Annotated in this window: 21 protein-coding genes; 15 read left to right on the top strand and 6 right to left on the bottom strand. The window is 70.4% G+C overall.

Annotated elements, in window-relative coordinates:
- Positions 1-23: 23 nt before the first annotated feature.
- The 5 genes from O3W51_RS24795 (at position 24) to O3W51_RS24775 (ending at position 4,794) form a co-directional block, all read left to right on the top strand.
- Positions 24-1,046: a LacI family DNA-binding transcriptional regulator gene (locus tag O3W51_RS24795; protein ID WP_138354047.1), complete on the top strand. Its 1,023-nt coding sequence runs from the start codon at positions 24-26 to the stop codon at positions 1,044-1,046.
- Between the two features lie 122 nt (positions 1,047-1,168).
- Complete coding sequence (locus O3W51_RS24790; protein ID WP_269287363.1) at positions 1,169-2,290, top strand: S1C family serine protease; 1,122 nt, start codon at positions 1,169-1,171, stop codon at positions 2,288-2,290.
- A 43-nt stretch (positions 2,291-2,333) separates the two neighbouring features.
- The gene (locus tag O3W51_RS24785) at positions 2,334-2,591 is read left to right on the top strand and encodes a hypothetical protein (RefSeq protein ID WP_138354045.1); all 258 of its coding nucleotides are present in this window, start codon (positions 2,334-2,336) and stop codon (positions 2,589-2,591) included.
- 44 nt (positions 2,592-2,635) lie between these two features.
- The gene (locus O3W51_RS24780) at positions 2,636-3,370 is read left to right on the top strand and encodes a response regulator transcription factor (protein WP_138354044.1); all 735 of its coding nucleotides are present in this window, start codon (positions 2,636-2,638) and stop codon (positions 3,368-3,370) included.
- A complete protein-coding gene (locus O3W51_RS24775; RefSeq protein WP_138354043.1) occupies positions 3,367-4,794 on the top strand; it encodes a sensor histidine kinase in 1,428 nt (475 codons plus the stop codon). Before O3W51_RS24780 ends, O3W51_RS24775 begins: the two co-directional genes overlap by 4 nt.
- A 22-nt stretch (positions 4,795-4,816) precedes the next feature.
- Here O3W51_RS24775 and O3W51_RS24770 read toward each other — a convergent pair whose 3' ends face one another.
- Positions 4,817-5,452 carry a hypothetical protein gene (locus tag O3W51_RS24770; protein ID WP_269287361.1) on the bottom strand — a complete coding sequence of 212 codons (636 nt, stop codon included), beginning with the start codon at positions 5,450-5,452 and terminating at the stop codon, positions 4,817-4,819.
- 285 nt (positions 5,453-5,737) lie between these two features.
- Positions 5,738-7,549, bottom strand: a complete 1,812-nt coding sequence (locus O3W51_RS24765) for a bifunctional metallophosphatase/5'-nucleotidase (RefSeq protein WP_269287360.1) — start codon at positions 7,547-7,549, stop codon at positions 5,738-5,740.
- Between the two features lie 252 nt (positions 7,550-7,801).
- Here O3W51_RS24765 and O3W51_RS24760 point away from each other — a divergent pair, with 252 nt between their 5' ends.
- The 9 genes from O3W51_RS24760 (at position 7,802) to pstB (ending at position 18,780) form a co-directional block, all read left to right on the top strand.
- Positions 7,802-9,100, top strand: a complete 1,299-nt coding sequence (locus tag O3W51_RS24760) for an MFS transporter (RefSeq protein ID WP_138354040.1) — start codon at positions 7,802-7,804, stop codon at positions 9,098-9,100.
- A gap of 102 nt (positions 9,101-9,202) precedes the next feature.
- Positions 9,203-10,132 carry a mycothiol synthase gene (gene mshD, locus O3W51_RS24755; RefSeq protein ID WP_138354039.1) on the top strand — a complete coding sequence of 310 codons (930 nt, stop codon included), beginning with the start codon at positions 9,203-9,205 and terminating at the stop codon, positions 10,130-10,132.
- A 353-nt stretch (positions 10,133-10,485) separates the two neighbouring features.
- The gene (locus tag O3W51_RS24750) at positions 10,486-12,690 is read left to right on the top strand and encodes an RNA degradosome polyphosphate kinase (RefSeq protein ID WP_381587313.1); all 2,205 of its coding nucleotides are present in this window, start codon (positions 10,486-10,488) and stop codon (positions 12,688-12,690) included.
- Positions 12,671-13,918: a CHAD domain-containing protein gene (locus tag O3W51_RS24745; RefSeq protein ID WP_381587305.1), complete on the top strand. Its 1,248-nt coding sequence runs from the start codon at positions 12,671-12,673 to the stop codon at positions 13,916-13,918. Before O3W51_RS24750 ends, O3W51_RS24745 begins: the two co-directional genes overlap by 20 nt.
- Positions 13,919-13,924: 6 nt before the next feature.
- The gene (locus tag O3W51_RS24740; protein WP_138358489.1) at positions 13,925-14,368 is read left to right on the top strand and encodes an NUDIX hydrolase; all 444 of its coding nucleotides are present in this window, start codon (positions 13,925-13,927) and stop codon (positions 14,366-14,368) included.
- Between the two features lie 326 nt (positions 14,369-14,694).
- Positions 14,695-15,822 carry a phosphate ABC transporter substrate-binding protein PstS gene (pstS, locus tag O3W51_RS24735; RefSeq protein ID WP_138358487.1) on the top strand — a complete coding sequence of 376 codons (1,128 nt, stop codon included), beginning with the start codon at positions 14,695-14,697 and terminating at the stop codon, positions 15,820-15,822.
- 93 nt (positions 15,823-15,915) lie between these two features.
- On the top strand, positions 15,916-16,896 hold the full coding sequence (pstC, locus tag O3W51_RS24730) for a phosphate ABC transporter permease subunit PstC (protein ID WP_138358485.1): 981 nt from the start codon (positions 15,916-15,918) through the stop codon (positions 16,894-16,896).
- A complete protein-coding gene (pstA, locus tag O3W51_RS24725) occupies positions 16,893-17,966 on the top strand; it encodes a phosphate ABC transporter permease PstA (RefSeq protein ID WP_138358483.1) in 1,074 nt (357 codons plus the stop codon). Before pstC ends, pstA begins: the two co-directional genes overlap by 4 nt.
- 37 nt (positions 17,967-18,003) lie before the next feature.
- Positions 18,004-18,780, top strand: coding sequence for a phosphate ABC transporter ATP-binding protein PstB (gene pstB, locus O3W51_RS24720; RefSeq protein WP_138358481.1), 777 nt, complete (start codon positions 18,004-18,006; stop codon positions 18,778-18,780).
- Between the two features lie 142 nt (positions 18,781-18,922).
- Here the strand turns inward: pstB and O3W51_RS24715 are convergent, their stop codons facing one another.
- Complete coding sequence (locus O3W51_RS24715) at positions 18,923-19,915, bottom strand: inorganic phosphate transporter (protein ID WP_138358479.1); 993 nt, start codon at positions 19,913-19,915, stop codon at positions 18,923-18,925.
- Positions 19,916-19,921: 6 nt separating this feature from the next.
- A complete protein-coding gene (locus O3W51_RS24710) occupies positions 19,922-20,542 on the bottom strand; it encodes a DUF47 domain-containing protein (protein ID WP_138358477.1) in 621 nt (206 codons plus the stop codon).
- Between the two features lie 217 nt (positions 20,543-20,759).
- Between O3W51_RS24710 and O3W51_RS24705 the strand changes: the two genes are divergently transcribed.
- Positions 20,760-21,122, top strand: coding sequence for a metal-sensitive transcriptional regulator (locus O3W51_RS24705; RefSeq protein ID WP_138358475.1), 363 nt, complete (start codon positions 20,760-20,762; stop codon positions 21,120-21,122).
- A 147-nt stretch (positions 21,123-21,269) separates the two neighbouring features.
- Here the strand turns inward: O3W51_RS24705 and O3W51_RS24700 are convergent, their stop codons facing one another.
- Both O3W51_RS24700 and O3W51_RS24695 read right to left on the bottom strand, forming a co-directional pair.
- Positions 21,270-21,470, bottom strand: a complete 201-nt coding sequence (locus O3W51_RS24700) for a hypothetical protein (protein ID WP_138358473.1) — start codon at positions 21,468-21,470, stop codon at positions 21,270-21,272.
- Positions 21,471-21,603: 133 nt separating this feature from the next.
- Positions 21,604-22,470 carry a hypothetical protein gene (locus tag O3W51_RS24695; protein ID WP_269287355.1) on the bottom strand — a complete coding sequence of 289 codons (867 nt, stop codon included), beginning with the start codon at positions 22,468-22,470 and terminating at the stop codon, positions 21,604-21,606.
- Positions 22,471-22,625 lie beyond the last annotated feature (155 nt).

Here is a 22,625-nt window from a genome sequence, read left to right as displayed (position 1 = left end):
TGGACCCGCGTAGACTGCGGCCCGTGGCAAAGGTGACGCGTGACGATGTGGCCAGGCTGGCGGGTACGTCCACCGCCGTCGTCAGCTATGTCATCAACAACGGACCCCGGCCGGTCGCCCCGGCCACCCGCGAGCGGGTGCAGGCGGCCATCGCGCAGCTCGGTTATCGCCCGGACCGTGTGGCCCAGGCGATGGCCAGCCGCCGCACGGACCTCATAGGCCTGATCGTCCCCGATGCCCGTCAGCCGTTCTTCGGCGAGATGGCGCACGCGGTCGAGCAGGCGGCGTCCGACCGCGGAAAAATGGTCCTCGTCGGCAACTCCGACTATCTGGACGACCGCGAGATCCACTACCTCCGCGCGTTCCTCGGCATGCGGGTCTCCGGGCTGATCCTGATCAGCCAGGGCCCGAGCGCGAACGCCGCCGCCGAGATAGAGGCGTGGGACGCCCGGATCGTCCTGTTGCACGAGCGGCCGGAGGCGATCGACGAGTACGCGGTCGTCACGGACGACATCGGCGGAGCGCAGCTCGCCACCCGCCACCTGCTGGAGCACGGCCACGAGTACGTGGCGTGCCTGGGTGGCACCGAGAAGACCCCGGTCCTGGGTGACCCCGTCACCGACCACGTCGAAGGCTGGCGGCGCGCGATGCGGGAGTCCGGCCGTTCCATCGAGGGCCGGCTCTTCCAGGCCCCCTACAACCGCTACGACGCCTACCAGGTCGCCCTCGGCCTGCTCGCGGGCCCGGACCGGCCGCCCGCCATCTTCTGCGCCACCGACGACCAGGCGATCGGCGTGCTGCGCGCTGCCCGCGAGCTGCGGATCGACGTACCGGGCGGGCTGGCCGTCGCCGGCTTCGACGACGTGAAGGAAGCGGCCCTCACCGACCCGCCGCTCACCACGGTCGCCTCGGACCGTGAGGCGATGGCCCGCGCCGCGGTGGACCTCGTCCTGGACGACTCGCTGCGCGTCAACGGCACCCGTCGCGACCGGCTGCGGCAGTTCCCGTCCCGGCTCGTCGTACGGGCCTCCTGCGGCTGCCAGTAAGGCCCCGCTAAAGGCCCGCCCCCCTTGGGGCCGCTGACCTTTATATCGGGCATACCTACTTCTGTCGGGCTTCTCAGCGGACGCTCAGGAAGCTCTCATGTTGCCGCCGCAAAGTCAGTGACATGACCGATCACACGCAGCGCAGCAACAGCGACTACGACCCGAACGCGGCCTATCCGCCCCCGCCGGCGTACGAGCCGGAGCAGCCCGTGACGACCCCCTCCGGGGTCACCGTGTGGCCCAGCGGACCGCACACCACCCACCAGACGCCCCCGGCGGGCAGCGGTTCCGACGGCATGTACCCGCCGCCGCCCCCCGGTGCACAGCCCTCACCCGGTCCCTCCCCCGTCCCCACCTCCCGGCGCAAGGTCCGCAAGCCGATCGCCCTGTTCGCCGCCGTGGCGATCGCTTCGGGCGTCGTCGGCGGCGGAACGGTGGCGCTGATCGGCAACACCACCTCGCACCCCACCGTCAGCACCGCGGCAGCCGCCGTCAACGCCAGCTCCAGCAAGACCGGCGTGGCCGGCGTCGCCTCCGCGGTCAGCCCGAGCATCGTCGAGATCGGCGCGACCTCGAACGCCGGCCGGTCCACCGGCGCCGGCGTGATCATCACCAGCAACGGCGAGATCATCACCAACAACCACGTCATCGCCGGCGCCACCAGCATCAAGGTCACCTACAGCGACGGCAGGACGGCCACCGCCAAGGTCGTCGGCACCGACGCCAAGAAGGACCTCGCCCTCATCAAGGTCGACAACGCCAGCGGCCTCACCGCCGCCAAGCTCGGCAACTCCGACGGCATCGCCGTCGGCGACCAGGTCGTGGCCATCGGTTCGCCCGAGGGCCTGACCGGCACCGTCACCAGCGGCATCGTCTCCGCGCTCAACCGCGACGTGACCGTCTCCACCGACGAGAGCCAGGGCCGGGGCCAGGGCCAGGGCGGCAGCGGCGGCTCCGACCAGTGGCCGTTCAGCTTCGGCGGCAACCAGTACAACGGCGACACCGGCAACTCCACGACCACCTACAAGGCCATCCAGACCGACGCGTCCCTCAACCCCGGCAACTCCGGCGGCGCGCTGATCAACATGAACGGCGAGATCATCGGCATCAACTCCGCGATGTACTCGGCCGCTTCGTCCGGCTCCTCGGGCAGCGGCGCCGGCAGTGTCGGCCTCGGCTTCTCCATCCCGATCAACACCGTGAAGGCCGACCTCGACTCACTGCGCAGCGGCGGCACCAACTGACCTGCGGTCCGCACCCGAGCTCCACCTCAGGGGAGGCAGTCCCATGACCACCAACGCCATCACCGTCAACGTCAACCGTGCCCGGCACGCCCTCGCCGCCGCCGTCTCCTGGGGAGCGGGCGGCCCCGCACCCGACGCCGCCGTCCGCACCGGCCCCGCCGACCTCGACCTGCTGCACGGAATGCCGGTCACACCGGCCGCCGCAGCCGCCCCGCAGCCGCCCCGCGCCGCCGAAGTCGCCACCCCGGCACCCGTCCGACGCGGCTCCGCACGCCACCGCCCCGCCGCCGTGCGAGGCTGATAACCGTCCCCACCCCCCTTCACCACCACGAGGTCGCGACCCCCATGAGCCCCGGCGAGAACGGCGAGGCCCCCGCCCGCATCCTGATCGTCGACGACGAGCCCGCCGTACGCGAGGCGCTGCAGCGCAGCCTCGCCTTCGAGGGCTACGACACCGCCATCGCCGCCGACGGCATGGCGGCCCTCGACCAGGTCGACGGCTACCGGCCGGACGCGATCATCCTGGACGTCCTGATGCCCCGCATGGACGGCCTCACCACCGCCCGCCGGCTCCGCGCCACGGGTGTGACCGTGCCCATCCTGATGCTCACCGCCCGCGACACCGTCGGCGACCGCGTCACCGGCCTCGACGCGGGCGCCGACGACTACCTCGTCAAGCCCTTCGAACTCGACGAACTCCTCGCCCGCCTCCGCGCCCTGCTGCGCCGCAGCTCCTACGCGGCCGCGGCGGCCGCAGCCGACGAGGACAACGCCCTCACCTTCGCCGACCTCCGCATGGACACCTCCACCCGCGAGGTCACCCGCGCCGGCCGCCCCGTCGAACTCACCCGCACCGAATACACCCTGCTGGAGATGTTCCTCGCCCACCCCCGCCAGGTCCTGACCCGCGAGCAGATCCTCAAGTCCGTCTGGGGCTTCGACTTCGAGCCCTCCTCCAACTCCCTCGACGTCTACGTCATGTACCTCCGCCGCAAGACCGAGATCGACGGCCTCCCCCGACTCGTCCACACCGTCCGCGGCGTCGGCTACGCGCTGCGGGCGCCGGACGGCAAGTCATGAAGCGGTTGCCACTCCGTTCGCGGTTGGCGATCCTCACGGCGGCCGCGGTGGCGGTGGCGGTGGCCGCGGTGGCACTCTCCTGCTGGCTGATCACGAAGCAGCAGCTCACCGAGCAGCTGGACCGGTCGCTGCGCCAGGCCGACGCGGTTCCTCAGATCTCGCGATCGATCAACCAGAACGGATGCTTGGCCACCCCGCCGGTGCAGGACGTCGGCCCGGGGCGATATCCGTTCATCAACACGAACAACACATCCGCCCAAGTGGTCCAGCCCAACGGCAAATCGTGCTGGGTCGAGGGCACCGCAGCCTTCCCCGTGACGAAGGTCGACCAGGCCATCGCCGCTGATCCCCTCAAGCCCGATGGCACTCCGCATGCCGTCACCCACAACGTGACGACCGCGGACGGTACCGAGCTGCGCGTCTACACCATGGGCACCAACCTGGCCCTCGGCCGACAGCCGCTCGCCCTGTCCGTGGCCCGCCCGCTGTCCGAGATCACCGACCCCCTGAACACCCTCGCCTGGGTCCTGCTCGCGGTCGCCGGCATCGGCGTCCTCGGGGCCGGCGCCGCCGGATTGCTGATCGCCCGGGCCGGGCTGAAGCCGGTCGACCGCCTCACCGAGACCGTCGAGCACATCGCACGGACCGAAGACCTCAGCGTCCGGATCCCCGTCGAAGGGGAGGACGAGATCGCACGGCTCTCAGAATCGTTCAACGCGATGACGGCCGCACTGGCATCGTCCCGCGACCGGCAGCAGCAGTTGATCGCGGACGCGGGGCACGAGCTCCGCACCCCGCTCACCTCCCTCCGCACCAACATCGAACTGCTGGAGCGCAGCGAGGCCGCCGGGCGGCCCATCCCCCCGGCGGACCGTAAGGCGCTGCTGGCGAGCGTGAAGGCGCAGATGACGGAGCTGGCGGCGCTGATCGGCGACCTTCAGGAGCTCTCCCGCCCTGACGGGGAGCCCACGCTCCAGGTGGTGGCCCTGCACGAGATCGCGGAAGCCGCGCTGGAACGGGCCAGGCTGCGAGGGCCCGATCTGGCGATCCGGGCCGAGCTGGCGCCCTGGTACGTCCGCGCGGAGCCGGTCGCTCTGGAACGCGCGGTGGTGAACCTGCTGGACAACGCGGTGAAGTTCAGCCCGCCGGCCGGCTCGGTCGAAGTACGGCTGGACCACGGCGTGCTGACGGTCCGCGACCACGGCCCCGGTATCCCCGAGGACGAACTCCCGCACGTCTTCGAGCGCTTCTGGCGCTCCCCGTCCGCCCGCAGCCTGCCCGGCAGCGGCCTGGGACTGTCCATCGTGGCCCGCACCGTCCAGCAGTCCGGCGGCGAGGTGAGCCTCCGCCCGGCCGGCGGCGGCGGCACCGTGGCCACCGTCCGCCTCCCGGGCGCCCCCATGGCCCCGCCCGGCCTGACATGAACCGGGACGACCACTGGCGTCGTCAGGCCTCCGCCACATCCCAGCTCCGATGCGCGGCAACATCGGGGAGCGCACGGGTGATCTCAGCGGCCAGCTCACGGCTGACCTCACGCAGCCGGGTCAGATCGAGATCGCCCGTGCCTCCCGACCCGTTGTCGCGGATCGCTTCGAGGACCGTGCGCTGAGCGTCCAGGGCGGCGGTGTGCAGCGAGCCCGCTTCCGGCAGCGGGTCACCGGCTCTGACGACGCGCGGCACGCTACCGGCGAGCACCCAGTCGAATTCGGAGAGCACCGTCTCCACCGTCTGCCCTGAGAGTTCGCCCTTGCCCGGGTCAGGTCTCATGGAGGCGGCGAGAGTTCCGGCGATGAGGGCCAGGGAGTGTCCGGCATAGAACTCCTGCCGGTCGGAGTCGTCCTCATCCAGCTCCGGTGCGACCTCCAGCTCCTCCAGCGCTTCCACGCAGTCGTCCTCGTCCGCCCGGCCACCGGCAGCCTCCCAGCACAGTTCGAGCAGTTCCTCGAACCTCTCCTGGAATTCGGCGTTCCCCAAACCCCTGTAGAGCGACGCCGCCTGCTCCGCGCAGGAGGCGCAGAAGGCCACGATCGATTGATCCGAGGCTTGCCTCATCGGCTCGATCACATCGATGTACCGGCTCACGTGCTTGTCAGTCCTCTCTGGACCAGAAGAGTGTGAAGGGGGAGTTCTGCGCGGCGTCCAGATCCAGGACGTGCCAATCCGTCGGACGATTCGTCATGCCATGCCCCCCGTGCATCGAAGTCCCGTTGCGCGCACGTCACTCTGCAGTCATATGACCTTACTGACCCATGCGCGAACCCTGCGACCCCGAGCAGCAGAAGGCCCGGGTCGCGGAAGGATGTCCTTCCGCGACCCGGGCCCCTGTCGCGGCTAAGCCCGCGTCTCCCAACTCCACGTTGGGCGGTGCTACTTGACGACCGTGATCCGGTCAGCCGCCGGAGGCACAAGCGGCGCCGCAGCCGACGAGTTCGCCGTCAGGTAAGCATTGAGCGCGGCGAGGTCGTCCCCCCCGACGAGCGGGTTCTTCCCAGCGCCAAGAGCAGCGAACCCGTCCCCGCCACCCGCCAGGAACGAGTTCATGGCGACGCGGTAGACACCGGCCGGATCGATCGGAACCCCACCGAGCTTCACGGTGTCCGCGACGACGCGGTCCGCGCCCGTCTTCGTCAGGTCGAGCGTGTACGTCAGCCCCGACGAAACCTGCAGGATCTTCGGCGAAGCCTGGTTCGCCCCGCTGACCTGCTGCTGCAGAGCGGTGATGACCTGAGCGCCGGTGAGATCCGCGAGGTTCACCGTGTTGCTGAACGGCTGGACGGCGAAGCCCTCCCCGTACGTGACGACGCCGGGGCCCTCGGTACCCGAGGGCGCGTAGACGAGGTCGGTGCGGATGCCACCGGGGTTCATGAGCGCGATCGATGTCTTGGGGTCGCGGGTCTTGCCGTAGGCGAACTGCGCGTCGGCGATGACGTCGCCGAGCGGCGACTCGTTGCCGTCGGCGTCGTTCGCCTTGACGTCCGCGCTGATGTAGCCGACCGTGCGGTTCGCGACCGGGGCGGCCAGCGCGCGCCAGTGGTCGACGAGCTTGGTGAGGTCCGCGGCCTTCGGCTGGACGCGGTCCACGACGTGGTTGGAGCCCTTGACCGACGTGCGGACGATGTCCTGGGTCCTGCGGTCGTACTTCATGTCCAGCTCGGTGAAGAGCCGGCCGAACGAGGACGCGCTCGTCACCAGCCGCGGGTTGCCGGCCGGGTCGGGGATGGTGCAGACGTAGGCGTTGTGGGTGTGGCCGGTGACGAGGGCGTCCACGTCGGCCGAGGTCGTCTTGGCGATGTCGACGATGGGCCCGGACAGCCCGGAACCGGCGCCGCCCGCATCGCAGTTGTAGTTGTACGCGGGCGACGCGGGGAAGCCGCCCTCGTGGATGAGCGCGACGACGGCGTTGACGCCCTTGCGCTTCAGTTCCTTCGTGTACTTGTTGATCGTCTCGGCCTCGTCGAGGAACTTGAGGCCCTTGACGCCGTCGGCGGAGACGATGTTCGGGGTGCCCTTGAGCGTGACGCCGATGAACCCGACGCGCACGCCGTTCACGTTCTGGATCGAGTAGGGCGCGAGCAGCGGCTTGCCGGTCTTCTCGTTGACGACGTTCGCCGAGAGGATCGGGTAGTCCGCTCCCTTGAACTTCCGGCCCTTCTCGTAGCAGCCGTCGGTCGGGTGGCAGCCGCCGCTCTGCAGGCGCAGCAGCTCGGTCCTGCCCTCGTCGAACTCGTGGTTGCCGACGCTGGTGACGTCCAGGCCGAGCTTGTTCATCGCCTCGACGGTCGGCTCGTCGTGGAAGAGCCCCGAGATCAGCGGGCTGGCCCCGACGATGTCACCGGCGGCGACGGTGATCGAGCGGTCGTGGCCCTTGCGGGCGGTGCGCAGGCTCGACGCCAGGTACTCGACGCCACCCGCGTCGACGGTCTTCGTGGTGCCGTCGGCCTGGAGTTCGGTGACCCGGCCGGACGAACCGGCGGGCGGCTCCAGGTTGCCGTGGAAGTCGTTCAGCGCGAGCAGCTGGAGGTCGACGGTGCGGCTGTCGTGGCCGCCGCCACCGTGGCCGTTGCCGCCGTGACCGCCACCGTAGCCACCGTGGCCGCTGTGCGCGGGCGCGGCGGCGGCGAGCGCGCCGATGGCCGCGAGCCCCGCGGCCGCGGCGGTCAATCTACGTGCCAGAGACATGGGTTCCCTCTGAGTCCTCAAGGTAAAGAGCCGTCCAGGTGTGGCCGATTCGGGGAGCCTAGGGTCAACGCGCGTAGCGCGACAGGCGTTCGAGGGTTAAAAGCTGATTTCGACTCGCGGAACTCCGCGGAGCTCCAGCGGCCGGCCGACCGTCCCGCCGACGCACCGTCCCAGAATGCGAAACACCCTGTCTCACCATGCAGTACGGCGGCATAGTTGTGTCCACCACCGACCGAGGAGGCGCACCCAGCGATGCAGACGCCCAACTCCCCTCAGCCACCGGCCCGGACGCTCCCGCCGACGTCCCCGCTGACGCCCCCGCAGGCGAAGCGCTGGCTGATGCTCGCCCTGGGAACCGCCGCGCAGACCTCGGCCTGCGCGTTCGTCTACGCGATCCCGTCCCTCGCCGACGAGCTGCGCTCCGCGGAGCACCTCACCCTCACGCAGGTCGGCCTGCTGGCCGCCTGCCCGACGGCGGGGCTGGTGCTGGCCCTGATCGCCTGGGGCGCCGCCGCCGACCGCTGGGGCGAGCGCATCGTCATCTCCTCGGGGCTGGGGCTGGCGGCCGTGCTGCTCGGGGTGGCCACGACGATCGGCTCGATGACCGCGTTCGGCCTGGTCCTCGCCTTGGCGGGCGCGGCCTCGGCCTCCGTCTACTCGGCGAGCGGCCGGCTGGTGATGGGCTGGTTCGGCGCCGGGGAGCGCGGGCTGGCCATGGGCATCCGGCAGACCTCCACCCCGCTCGGGATGGCCATGGCGGCGCTGACGATGCCGCCGATCGCCGCCGCGTACGGGGTGCGGGGCGCGATCGCGTTCCTCGCCGCGCTCTGCGGGGTGATCGCGGTCCTGATCGCCGCGTTCGCCGCCGACCCGGCCCGCGCCGCGAGGAGCGCGGGGACGGCCGTCCGTACCGCCAATCCGTACCGCGGTTCGAAGGTGCTGTGGCGCATCCACGGCTCCGGCGCACTGCTGGTCGTCCCGCAGTTCACGGCGGGTGCCTTCGCGCTGGTGCTGCTGGTCGACGCACGCGGCTGGTCGCCGGTCGCGGCCGGGCAGCTGGTGGCGCTGGGCCAGGGGCTGGGCGCGGTCTCGCGGATCGTCGTGGGCCGCTGGTCGGACCGGGTGGGCAGCCGGATGCGGCCGATGCGGCAGCTCGCCCTGATCACCGCCGCGGTCATCGGGGCCACCGCGCTGACCGCGGCCTTCCCGTCCCCCCTCACCGACGTCGCCCTGGTCCTGGCCATCGGCATCACGGCCAGCACCAACGGGCTGTCCTTCACCGCCACCGCCGAGGGCGCCGGGCCCGCCTGGTCCGGACGCGCGCTGGGCATCCACAACACCGGCCAGAACCTGACGGCCGCCCTGGTCCCGCCCGTCATCGGCGCCCTGATCACCGGCGCCGGCTACTGGCCCGGCTTCGCCGTCGCCGGAGCCGCGGCCTGCCTCGCGGCCGTCCTCGTTCCCTCCCGTGATCCGGTGGCCGGCGGAGCGGACCTGTCCACGGCGCATACCACCGCGTTCGCAGGTGCCGGGGACACCTCCCAGCGGTAACGGGGGAGCCTCGCAAGCCTTCCCCGCCTTCGGCGGGGGCGCCCGTCCACCAGGCGATGCCTGGGCCCCACTATCCGCCGGACAGGCTCTACGCTCGGGTTCATGACCGACGCCGCGCAGCCCAGCACGCCCACCCGCCGGATCGAGACCGTGGACGCGCTCGCGCCCGACACCGCGCGGGACGTCCTCGCGCTCCTCGGCGAGGCGGCGGCGGCCGACGGGCAGTGGGCGGTCTCCGAGCAGGGCCGGCTCAATCTGCGCGGCGGGGCGCGCCCCGGGGTGCGGCACCTGCTGCTGTACGTGGGCGACGAGCTGGCCGGCTACGGGCAGCTCGAGGACACCGACCCGGTCGAGCCGCCCGCCGCCGAGTTCCTCATCAGCGCCGCCCGCCGCGCGCACGGCCACGGCCACGCGCTCGGCCGGGCGCTGCTCGACGCCAGCGGCAAGCGGCTGCGGGTGTGGGCGCACGGCGGCCACCCGGCCGCCCGGCACCTGGCCGTACAGCTCGGGCTGAGCCTGTTCCGGGAGCTGCGGCAGCTGCGCCGCCCGCTCGACGGCGGCCCCGCGCTGCCGGAGCCGGTGATCCCGGCGGGCATCACCGTACGGACCTTCGTCCCCGGGCAGGACGACGCCGCCTGGCTGGCGGTGAACGCGGCCGCGTTCGCCCACCACCCCGAGCAGGGCTCGCTCACCCAGCGTGACCTGGACGACCGCGAGGCCGAGCGGTGGTTCGACCCGGCGGGCTTCTTCCTCGCCGTCCGCGGGGACGACGTCGTCGGCTTCCACTGGACGAAGGTGCACCGCGCGGACCGGCTCGGCGAGGTCTACGTCGTCGGTGTCCACCCGGACGAGCAGGGCAGCGGCCTGGGCAAGGCGCTCACCGCGATCGGCCTGCGGCACCTCGCGGACCAGGAGAAGCTGCCCACCGCGATGCTCTACGTGGACGCGGACAACATCCCGGCCGTCACCGTCTACGAGCGGCTGGGCTTCACGACCCACGAGACCGACCTGATGTACCGCACGGAGAGCTGATCGCGAAGGACCGTACGCCGTCCCCGATGTACCTCACCGCGGGGGACGCGGCCCGCCCGACACCGGACCGGAATCGTTCCGAGCCGGTACTGAGACTTTGTGCACCACGGAGTCGCCCCCCGCTGTCCGGCCCGTCATGTTCTCGTTACCGCTGATTCAGACTGGCTTGCGAGCATCACGGAATGCAGCCCGCTGCCCCTCCCCCCAACCCGCAGCACCCCCCACCGCCCGACCTGCCGCTTTCCCGTTCGGCACGGGACAATGAACGGACGGCCCCAGGGCGCTCCCCGAGGGCTCCCGGCAAGCCGTACGACGTGTTCGACGTGCCGGAACCGGAGGAGGGCTCGTACTCCATGGCCTCGATGAATCAAGCCGGTGTCCCCGGTCAGCCCAAGGGGACAGGCACGGTCAGCACCGCTTTCCGACCCCAGTTCGTCCCCGACGTGGAGGCCGCTGTCGGCCCCGCCTCCGAGGGCGAAGCCGACGGTGATCTCCCCCAGGGCCGCTTCCTGGACCGCGAGCGCAGCTGGCTCGCGTTCAACGAACGCGTGCTGGAACTCGCCGAGGATCCGGCCACGCCGCTCCTCGAACGGGCTAACTTCCTCGCGATCTTCGCGAGCAATCTCGACGAGTTCTTCATGGTCCGGGTCGCCGGCCTCAAGCGCCGCATGGCGACCGGTGTCGCCACCCGTTCGGCCTCCGGCCTGCAGCCCCGCGACGTACTGGACCTGATCCTCACCCGGTCCCGCGAGCTCATGGCCCGGCACGCCGCCTGCTTCCAGAACGACATCGCACCGCAGCTGGCCGACGAGGGCATACACGTCATCCGCTGGGCGGAGCTGACGGAGAAGGAGCAGGCCCGCCTGTTCACCCTCTTCCGGCAGCAGATCTTCCCCGTGCTGACCCCGCTGGCCGTCGACCCGGCGCACCCGTTCCCGTACATCTCCGGCCTGTCCCTGAACCTGGCCGTCGTCGTACGGAACCCGGTCTCCGGGCACGAGCACTTCGCCCGGGTGAAGGTGCCGCCGATCCTCTCCCGCTTCCTCGAGGCGAGCCCGCAGCGCTACGTCCCGCTGGAGGACGTCATCGCCGCGCACCTGGAGGAGCTCTTCCCCGGTATGGAGGTCCTGGACCACCACATGTTCCGGGTCACCCGCAACGAGGACCTGGAGGTGGAGGAGGACGACACCGAGAACCTGCTCCAGGCGCTGGAGCGGGAGCTGATGCGGCGCCGCTTCGGGCCGCCGGTGCGCCTCGAAGTGGAAGAATCGATTGCTCCGCGGGTGCTCGACCTGCTCGTGCACGAGCTGAAGATGAAGCACACCGAGGTCTATCCGCTGCCCGGCCCGCTCGACCTGACCGGGCTGTTCGCGATAGCGGGCCTGGACCGGCCGGAGCTGAAGTACCCCAAGTACATCGCCGGCACCCACCGCGACCTGGCCGAGGTCGAATCGGCGTCGGCGCCCGACATCTTCGCGGCGCTGCGCGAACGCGATGTGCTGCTGCACCACCCGTACGACTCCTTCTCGACCTCCGTCCAGACCTTCCTGGACCAGGCGGCGGCCGACCCGGACGTACTGGCGATCAAGCAGACGCTGTACCGCACCTCCGGCGACTCCCCGATCGTGGACGCGCTCATCGACGCTGCCGAGGCGGGCAAGCAGGTCCTCGTCCTCGTCGAGATCAAGGCCCGCTTCGACGAACAGGCCAACATCAAGTGGGCCCGCAAGCTGGAGGAGGCGGGCTGCCACGTCGTCTACGGCCTGGTGGGGCTGAAGACGCACTGCAAGCTGTCGCTCGTGGTCCGCCAGGAGGGCGACACGCTGCGCCGCTACAGCCACATCGGCACCGGCAACTACCACCCCAAGACCGCACGGCTCTACGAGGACCTGGGGCTGCTCACCGCCGACCCGCAGGTCGGCGCGGACCTCTCGCACCTGTTCAACCGGCTGTCGGGCTACTCGCGCCGCGAGGTCTACAACCGGCTGCTCGTCGCGCCCCGCAACCTCCGCGACGGTCTGGTCTCCCGGATCATGGAGGAGATCACCCACCACCGGGCCGGCCGCCCGGCGTACATCCGGATGAAGCTCAACTCCATCGTCGACGAAGGAATCATCGACGCCCTCTACCGCGCCTCGCAGGCCGGTGTGCCCGTCGACATATGGGTACGCGGTATCTGCGCGGTCCGGCCGGGTGTCGCCGGGCTCTCGGAGAACATCCGGGTCCGCAGCACCCTGGGCCGGTTCCTCGAACACTCCAGGGTGTTCATCTTCGGCAACGGTGGCGAACCCGAAGTCTGGTTCGGCAGCGCCGACATGATGCACCGTAACCTCGACCGCCGCATCGAGGCGCTGGTCAGGGTCGCCGACCCGGCCCACCGCGCCACCCTCAACCGCCTGCTGGAGACCGGGACCGCGGACGACACCGCGTCCTGGCACCTCGCGGCGGACGGGAACTGGACCCGGCACAGCACCGGCCCCGACGGGCAGCCGCTGCGCAATGTCCAGGAGATGCTCATCGACGCCCGGAGGCGCCGGCGTGGCCCAGCGACACCGTGACACCGCGTACGCCCAGGCCGGCCAGCCGGCAATCGTCCTCGACGGGAAACCGGCCGGCGGGGCCGCCCTCGGCGCGCTGAGCGCCGGGGAGGTGGTCTCCGGCTACCTCCATGAGCAGGCGTCCACGTTCCTGCGCGCGCTCAGCCAGAGTGCCCAGGCCGACGACGAAGGTGCCGCCGCCAGCCTGCTGCTGCGCCGGTCCGCCCGCCGGATCGCCGCGACCCTGCACACGTACGGCACGCTCACCGACCCCGGCTGGGCCGATCCGCTGCGCACCGAGCTCGGCTGGGTCTCGACGTCCCTGGCCCACGAGCACCAGTACGCCGCCCGGCTCGCGCGGCTGCTGTCCGCCCTGCACCGGCTGGCCTCGGAGCCCGACCGGCCGGCCCTCGACACCGGCGACCCCGGCAACCCCGGCAACCCCGACGACCCCGCCCTGCCCGAGGAGCCCGCCCTCGGCTCGCAGGGGCCGCTGGCCATCGGGGCGGCCCGCGCGGGCGCGCTGCTGGAACGGCAGCTGACGCTGGCGCGCACCCGGGCGCACTCCGCCGCACTGCAGGCGCTGGGCTCGTCGCGGTTCCACGCGGTGGCCGACGCCGTCGCCGTACTGGCCTCCGAGGTGCCGCTGTCCGCGGCGGCGGACGCACCCGCCACCGTGCGGCTGCCCCCGCTCGCGGGGCTGGCGCACCAGCGGCTCGCCGAGGCGGCGGCCGCGCTGCCGCTGGCGCGGGCCGGGCACCCGTACAACGCCGACGCCGTGCGCGCCGCGCTCGGCCCGGAGCTGTCCAGCGACCTGCAGGACGCACCGTGGCACCAGGCCCGCACCCTGCTGCGGCTCAGCCGCTACGCCGCCGAGGTCTGCCCGCCGGACGAACCCGGCGCCCGCGGCTCCGACGGCTCCGACGGCGGTCAGGGCCCGGACGATCAGGACGCCGGCGCCGGTACCCGTGCCGGTGAGAGCCTGCACGACCGGCTCAAGGACGCGGCCCGGCTGCTGGAGGGGCACCGGGAGGCCGCCGAGTCCGCCAATGCCGTGGCGACCGCCGCCCGCACCCCGCGGATCGCCCCGGCGACCGCGTACGCGCTGGGCGTGCTCCACGCCGACCAGCGGCAGGAGGTCGAGGCGGCCCGCTTCGCCTTCGCCCGGCTCTGGCAGCGCACCTCCGTACCGTCCGCCACCACCGTCCCAGCTGTCCCCGTTACCCCCGCCGTCCCCGGTTCGAGGTGAGCCACGATGCTGCGTTCCCCGGGGGAACAACCCCCCGTCCTGGCCGCGGGCGCGGTCCTCTGGCGCCGTTCGCCCCATGACGACGGCGTGGAGATCGCGCTGATCCACCGCCCCAAGTACGACGACTGGTCGCACCCGAAGGGCAAGCTCAAACGCGGTGAGGACCCGGTGGCCGCCGCGCTGCGGGAGATCCGCGAGGAGACCGGCATGGAGTGCGTGCTCGGCGCGCCGTTGCCGACCGCCCGCTATCTCGCCGACGGACGCCCCAAGGAGGTCCGCTACTGGGCCGCCGAGGCCGTCAGCGGCACCTTCGCCGTCAACGACGAGGTCGACCGGCTGGTCTGGCTCCCCCCGGCGGCGGCGCGCAACCGCCTCACGCACGAGCGCGACCGCCCGCTCGTCGACGCCATGCTGCGGACCGTACGGCCCGGCGCCGCCCGGCGGCGCTAGGGCGCGTGCCAGGCGTCGTGGGCCAGGCGGGACTTTCGCAACACGCCCTGGCCGACCCGGCAGCCCGACCCACCCTGACCAGGGCTTTCCCGGACCGGCACCACGCGTCCCAGGACTCCCACGCGCCCCTCGGAGCGCCGTCGGCGACAGGCCGCCCCGCACTGATAGACGAGGTTCACCTTGCGTTCACCCTCTCCCGTTGGTCGATTCACTTCCTCTGCATAATTTCGGCCTTACCGGTGAGCATCACGCTGTGCCGGGTGGATGCAGACCTCCATACCTCTGCTTCGCCGTCCACCGGCGGGCTCCTGGAAGGAACACAGAAGGTGAAGCTTTCCCGTAACAGCGGACTGCGCGCCCTGACCGTCGGCGCGGTCGCGGTTTCCAGCGCGTTGGTCCTGACCGCCTGTGGTTCCGACAACAACGCTTCGCCTGGCGACACCAAGACCTCGGGTGCCGCGAAGAGCTCCATCGCGTGCGCCAAGGGCGGTCAGCTGCTCGCCTCCGGCTCCAGCGCGCAGAAGAACGCGATGGACGTGTGGGTCAAGAACTACATGGCGGCCTGCCCCGGCACGAACATCAACTACAAGAGCTCGTCCTCGGGCGAGGGTGTCACCCAGTTCAACCAGGGTGCCGTCAGCATCGCGGGTTCCGACTCCCCGCTGAAGCCCGAGGAGATCACCGCCTCGAAGACCATCTGCAAGGGCGGCCAGGGCATCGACCTCCCGATGGTCGGCGGCCCGATCGCGATCGGCTACCACCTGCCGGGCGTCGACAACCTGGTCCTGGACGCGCCGACCCTCGCGAAGATCTTCAACTCGACGATCACCAAGTGGGACGACGAGGCGATCAAGAAGCTCAACCCGACCGCCAAGCTCCCCAGCAGCAACATCCAGGCGTTCCACCGCTCGACGGACTCGGGCACCACGGACAACCTGACCAAGTACTTCAACGCGACGGCCAAGGCCGAGTGGCCCTACGAGCACGCGAAGGCCTGGAAGGGCAAGGGCGGCCAGTCCGCCCCCGGCTCCGCCGACATCGCCTCGAACGTGAAGCAGGCCGAGGGCACCATCGGCTACTTCGAGCTGTCGTTCGCCACCGCGAACAACCTGCAGACGGTCAAGCTCGCCACCGGCGCCGCTGCCCCCGTCGCGGCCAGCTCGGAGAACGCCTCCAAGGCCATCGCCGAGGCCAAGGTCACCGGCACCGGCACCGACCTGTCGCTGAAGCTCGCCTACGACACGAAGGCCGAGGGCGCCTACCCGCTGGCCCTCGTCACCTACGAGATCGCCTGCGACAAGGGCAACAAGGCCGACACGCTCGAGCTCGCGAAGTCCTTCCTCACCTACATCGCGAGCGAGGACGGCCAGAAGGGCCTCTCCTCCATCGGCTACGCCCCGCTGCCGACGGAGATCGCCACCAAGGTCCGCGCCCAGATCGCGACCCTCTCCTAGTACGCGCGGCCGGCCCCGTCCCCCACGGGGCCGGCCGCACATCCGGTGCACCGCCGCCGGGGGAGCCATCCCCCACCCAGACCGGAGAACCTCATGGACATAACACCGACGGACAGCGCACTGCCTCCCCCCTCCCGGGGTTCTGTCACCCGCATCGGGGACCGCGTGTTCAGCGGTCTCGCCCGCGGGTCCGGCATCTTCCTCCTGGTCGTCATGGCCTCGATCGCGGTCTTCCTCACGATCCGCGCGACGCACGCCATCTCCCAGGACCACGCGAACTTCTTCACCAGCTTCGAATGGGACGCCAACGCGACCCCGCCGGTCTTCGGCATCGGCGTCCTGATCTACGGCACGATCGTCAGCTCCGTGATCGCGATGGCCCTCGCGGTCCCGATCGCGGTCGGCATCGCGCTGTTCATCTCGCACTACGCGCCGCGCCGGCTGGCCACCCCGCTCGCCTACGTCGTCGACCTGCTCGCCGCGATCCCGAGCATCATCTACGGCCTGTGGGGCGCGATCTACCTCGTGCCGCACCTGAAGGGCCTGAACCTCTGGCTCGACGAGTACCTCGGCTGGACCGGAGTCTTCGACAAGACCGACCCCGAGGGCGCGGCCCGTTCGCTCTTCACCGTCGGCATCCTGCTGGCGATCATGATCCTGCCGATCATCACCAACGTCAGCCGTGAAGTCTTCCGGCAGGTGCCGAAGATGCACGAGGAAGCGGCGCTCGCGCTCGGCGCGACCCGCTGGGAAGTCATCCGGATGTCGGTGCTGCCGTTCGCCCGCTCCGGAATCATCAGCGCCTCGATGCTCGGCCTCGGCCGCGCACTGGGCGAGACGATGGCCGTGGCCACGGTCCTGTCGGCCTCCCCGGTGCTGTCCGCGAAGCTCCTCGACCCGGTCGGCGGGACCTTCGCGCAGAACATCGCCGCCAAGTTCGGCGAGGCGTCACCGTTCGGACGTGACGCGCTGATCGCCTCCGGCCTCGTCCTGTTCGTCATCACGCTGCTGGTGAACGGCGCGGCCCGCCTGATCATCGCCCGCCGCAAGGAGTACTCGGGGGCCAACGCATGAGCCACACCATCGCCGACAAGGCGCCCGCCGCGGTCCCGGCGACCCGCCGGCTGTCGCAGCGCCGGATGCCCCGCTGGGCACCGGCCGCCATCGCCGCCGCCGCGATCCTGCTCGGTATCGGCATCGGCCTCGCGGCCGGGCTGGAGAGCCGGATCCAGTGGGGCATGATCGCGCTGCTGCTCTTCGTGGCCGGCACCTACGCGGTGACCACGGCCGTCGAGGGCCGCCGGCAGGCCAAGGACCGCGTCGTCACCAGCATCGTCTGGGCCTGCTTCATCGTGGCCATCGTGCCGCTGTACTCGCTGATCGCGACGACGATCTCCAAGGGCCTCAAGGTCCTGAACGGCGACTTCCTGAGCCACTCGATGGGCGGGGTCATCACGATCCAGCCCGGCGGCGGCATCTACCACGCGATCATCGGTACCATCGAGCAGGTCGGCATCGCGACGCTGATCGCCACCCCGATCGGTCTGCTGACGGCGGTCTACCTGGTCGAGTACGGCAAGGGCAAGCTCGCCAAGGCCGTCACGTTCTTCGTGGACGTCATGACCGGCATCCCGTCGATCGTCGCCGGTCTGTTCATCCTGACCGTGTGGGTCCTGATGCTCGGCAACGGCCCGTCCGGCTTCGCCGGCTCGATGGCCCTGACGATCCTGATGCTGCCGGTCGTGGTCCGCTCGACCGAGGAGATGCTCAAGCTCGTTCCGAACGAGCTGCGCGAGGCGTCCCTCGCGCTGGGCGTCCCGAAGTGGCGCACCATCCTCAAGGTGGTCCTGCCCACGGCCATCGGCGGCATCACGACCGGCGTCATGCTGGCCGTCGCCCGCATCACCGGCGAGACCGCGCCGATCATGCTGCTGGTCTTCGGCAGCCAGATCATCAACAACAACCCCTTCGAGGGTGGTCAGTCCTCCCTGTCGTACTACGTGTTCGAGCAGTTCCAGAACGGCAACGACGCGTCGTACGACCGAGCCTGGGCCGCGGCCCTGGTGCTGATCGCCTTCGTCATGATCCTGAACGTGGTGGCTCGCGGCATCGCCCGCTGGAAGGCCCCCAAGACCGGTCGCTGACGCGACCAACCCAGCGACCTCTGATGGAGACCCCACCATGGCGAAGCGCATCGACGTAAGCGGCCTCTCCGCTTACTACAGCAACCACAAAGCGATCGACGACATCTCGATGACCGTCGAGCCCCGTTCCGTGACGGCCTTCATCGGCCCGTCCGGCTGCGGCAAGTCCACCTTCCTGCGGACCTTGAACCGGATGCACGAGGTCACCCCCGGTGGCCGCGTCGAGGGCAAGGTCATGCTGGACGACGAGAACCTCTACGCGTCGGGCGTCGACCCGGTCGCGGTCCGCCGGACCGTCGGCATGGTCTTCCAGCGCCCGAACCCGTTCCCCACCATGTCGATCTTCGACAACGTGGCGGCCGGCCTCAAGCTCAACGGCATGCGCCGCAAGAGCGAGCTGGAGAACGTCGTCGAGAAGTCCCTCAAGGGCGCCAACCTCTGGAACGAGGTCAAGGACCGGCTCAACAAGCCCGGCTCCGGCCTCTCCGGCGGCCAGCAGCAGCGACTCTGCATCGCCCGCGCCATCGCGGTCGAACCGCAGGTCCTGCTGATGGACGAGCCCTGCTCGGCGCTCGACCCGATCTCCACCCTCGCGATCGAGGACCTGATCGGCGAGCTGAAGGCCCGCTTCACGATCGTGATCGTGACGCACAACATGCAGCAGGCGGCGCGCGTCTCCGACCGCACGGCCTTCTTCAACCTGTCGGCCATCGGCCAGCCCGGCAAGCTCATCGAGCTGGACGACACCGAGCGGATCTTCTCCAACCCGTCGGTCCAGGCCACGGAGGACTACATCTCCGGCCGCTTCGGCTAGGCCGGTACCTGAGCCGTCCTGCGGTGCTGCATGGCGGTGCCACCGCAAGGCGAAGGGCCCGCCCCCGTGAGGGGGGCGGGCCCATTCCTTTTGCCGTTCCGGGTTGTGCAGGTCAGAAGACCCGTACTCAGAAGACCAGTGCTCAGAAGATCAGTGCGACGATCCAGTAGCTGACCGCGGCGACGACGGCCGCGGCCGGCATCGTGATGAACCAGCCGGCCACGATGTTCTTGGCGACACCCCAGCGCACGGCCTTGACCCGCTTCGTCGCGCCGACACCCATGATCGCCGAGGTGATCACATGCGTCGTCGAGACCGGGGCCTGGAAGACGTACGACGTCGTGTAGAGGATCGAGGCGGCGGTCGTCTCGGCCGCGAAGCCCTGCGGCGGGTCCAGTTCGATGATGCGGCGCCCCAGCGTCCGCATGATCCGCCAGCCGCCGGCGTAGGTGCCGAGCGAGAGCATCGCCGCGCACGCGAACTTCACCCAGGTCGGGATCGAGTCGCCGTTCTGCACATCAGCGATGGTCAGGGCCATCACCACGACGCCCATCGTCTTCTGCGCGTCCTGCAGACCGTGGCCGAGCGCCATCGCCGCCGCCGAGACCGTCTGCGCGATCCGGAAACCGCGCTTGGCCTTGTGCGGGTTGGACTTACGGAACATCCACAGGATGGCGAGCATCACCAGATAGCCGACCACCAGGCCGACCACCGGCGACAGGAACATCGGGATGACGACCTTCTCGACCACACCCGACCAGATGACGGTGATGCCGCCCGCGAGGGCCGCGCCGACCATCCCGCCGAACAGCGCGTGGCTGGAACTCGACGGTAGTCCGAAGTACCAGGTGACCAGGTTCCATACGATCGCGCCCACCAGGGCCGCGAACAGGACGGCCATCCCGGACCGCCCCTGCGGCGTCTCGATGAGCCCCTTGCTGACCGTCTTGGCCACGCCGCTGCCGAGGAAGGCACCGGCCAGGTTCATGACGGCGGCCATGGCGAGCGCCGCCTTCGGCGTCAGCGCGCGCGTCGACACCGACGTGGCGATGGCGTTCGCCGAGTCGTGGAACCCGTTCGTGTACGTGAATCCGAGCGCGACGCCAATGGTCACGATCAGTGCAAAGGTGTCCACAGAAGGTCAGGACTCCTTGACCGCGATGGTCTCCACGGTGTTCGCGACATGCTCGAACGCGTCCGCGGCCTCTTCCAGTACGTCCACGATCTGCTTGAGCTTCAGCACGTCCATGGCGTCGTACTTGCCGTTGAACAGGTGTGCGAGCAGCTTGCGGTGGACCTGGTCCGCCTGGTTCTCCAGGCGGTTGATCTCGATCCAGTACTCGGTGAGGTTGGACATCGTCCGCAGGTTCGGCATCGCCTCGGCGGTCAGCACCGCTGCCCGCGCCAGCACCTCGATCTGCTGCTCGACACCCTTCGGCAGCTCGTCCACCTGGTAGAGAACGACGAGGTCGACGGCCTCTTCCATGTAATCCATGATGTCGTCGAGACACGACGCGAGGTTGTAGATGTCCTCACGGTCGAACGGGGTGATGAAGGAGGAGTTCAGCTGGTGGAAGATCGCGTGGGTCGCGTCGTCCCCCGCGTGCTCCGCCGCCCGCATCCGTTCGGCGATCTCGATACGCGTGGCCGAATCGGCCCCGAGCAGTTCCATGAGGAGCTTCGAACCTGTGACGATGTTGTCCGCGGATGCGGCGAACATGTCATAGAAGCTCGTCTCCCTGGGGGTCAGACGAAAGCGCACGTGAGGTCCTCGGGGTGCATCGGATTCGGTCTCGTCAGGTCTCGTTGATGCTAGGCGCATCATCCGGCCACGGCTAACCGGCGTCACCCAGTGTCGCCCATCGGACAGACTGCCCCTCACCGGGGCCACTCCCCCAGCTAACGCTGGGAGGTGCCCCCATAAGGCACCGATCGGTAAGATATACCCACCAGGGGTATTTTCGGGCAGGGAGAACGGGATGACGACCACCGAGACCGACCAGGCCGACGAGACCGCGGAGGCCGCGCCGAGCGCTTCGGCACCGCACAGCCCGCCCGGCCCGCACGGCTACAGCGACCACAAGGACGCCCACCTCAAGCGGCTCCGCCGGATCGAGGGTCAGATCCGCGGGCTCCAGCGCATGGTGGAGGAGGACGTCTACTGCATCGATGTCCTCACACAGGTTTCGGCCAGTACCAAGGGCCTGCAGTCGTTCGCCCTCCAGCTGCTGGAGGAGCACCTGCGGCACTGTGTCGCCGCGGCCGCCGCCGAGGGCGGGCCGCAGATCGACGACAAGGTCGCCGAAGCGACCGCGGCCATAGCCCGGCTGCTGCGCACCTGAGCCCCGGCCGGCAGCCGGGCCCGTAGCGTTCCCACGGACCCGGCCGGCGACCGAGACGAATATCTCCACGGTGGTCCGGTGCTGCGGTCATGCGGTACTGAGCTTGTTCAGTGCTGCGGTTCTTCGGTGATGCGGTCGTTCGGTGGTTCAGTTCGGGCGCCGGGCCGCCTGTGCGGGGATCCGCACCGACTGAAGCTCCGTCGTCCGGTCCACTTCGAGCACCTCGTCGATCCGGGCGAAGCTCAACCGCTCCTCACCGGCGGCGGAAGCCGCGATCATCAGCTCGCCGCACAGCTCGATCTCCGCGAGGGCCACGAAGTCCTGACTCGACCCGTTATGCGTAGACATGTGCGTTTCGCGAGACAAAGCCACGTGCACCACCTCCTCGTCCTCGAGCAGTGGCCGGTTTCATCGGCCACTGGTCAGAGTAGGCACCCGCACACGGTCCGCGCATGGCACGGAAGGACCATTTCGCCCACCGTCATTTCGGAGGTGCAGTAACGATCTTCCCGTTGTAAATATCGGCCGGTTTCGGCAGAACGACGGTCACCGGCGTACCGAACGCGTCGAACAGCGTGATCGACGTCACCGTCACATCGCTCGGCGCGGACGGCTTGGCCGCACCCGCCGCACCCGCCGTCCCGCTGAAGGTGAAGCGCTGGCTGACCTTCCGCGGCCGCCCCTGCGCGTCCAGGTACACATCGAACGGCACCTGCGTCACGGAGAATCCCTTGGCCGCCGCCGCGAGCGGCTGCCGGGTGGCCGGCGAGGCACCGCGGGCCGCGCGGGCGATGTCCGTCACTCCCCGGAAGTGCCGCACCCTCACCCCGTGGAACATCTCGTCGCCGACCAGCTCCACCTGCTGCGCCCCGCGCAGGAGTTCGGCCGCCGCCAGCGGATCGGTCGCACCGCCGGTCACGAGGTTGCCGTCGGACAGCTGCGTGGTGTCCACCCGCACCCACTTGTCGACGGGCACGCCGGCGCCGCGGTCCTTCATGTACAGCGAACCCGGCGTCATCAGCTCGGTGACCGGGCGGTGCTCCTCGGCCCCGGCGGCGTCCTTGGGGAGGGTGACCCGCAGCTCACCCTGGCCCTTGCCGTAGTCGAACCCGCCGGACCCGGTGATCACCACCCGGGTCCCGCCGCTCGCCATCTCCATCGACGTGCTGACCTTCGAACTCCCGGCCCGGATCAGGGCGTCGGCCGACCGGCGCACGGATTCGCCGGAGTCCGCGCCCGGTCCGTCGGCCGCCGCGCCGTCCCCGGCACAGCCGGTCAGCACCGTCACCCCGCACACGAACCCCGCCGCGGCGGCGGCCGTCACCATCCGCCTGCGCTGCATCACCATCGCCCGCTACCCCCTGGGAATCCCGCCACCGGCCTCGCCCGACTAACGACGGGCCGCCCGCCCCCGTAACGGCGCCCGCCGCGAACCGCGGGTGACGCCCCGGTCGCACGGGAGCGCGCGGGGGAGCGGCCACCGGCCGCGAGCGCAGGGAAGCA

It is taken from the genome of Streptomyces sp. H39-C1, from assembly GCF_027158125.1.
Classification (GTDB): domain Bacteria; phylum Actinomycetota; class Actinomycetes; order Streptomycetales; family Streptomycetaceae; genus Actinacidiphila; species Actinacidiphila fildesensis.
The sequence above is the reverse complement of the archived record's forward strand: the minus strand, read 5'-3'. Positions and strand labels throughout refer to the sequence as shown.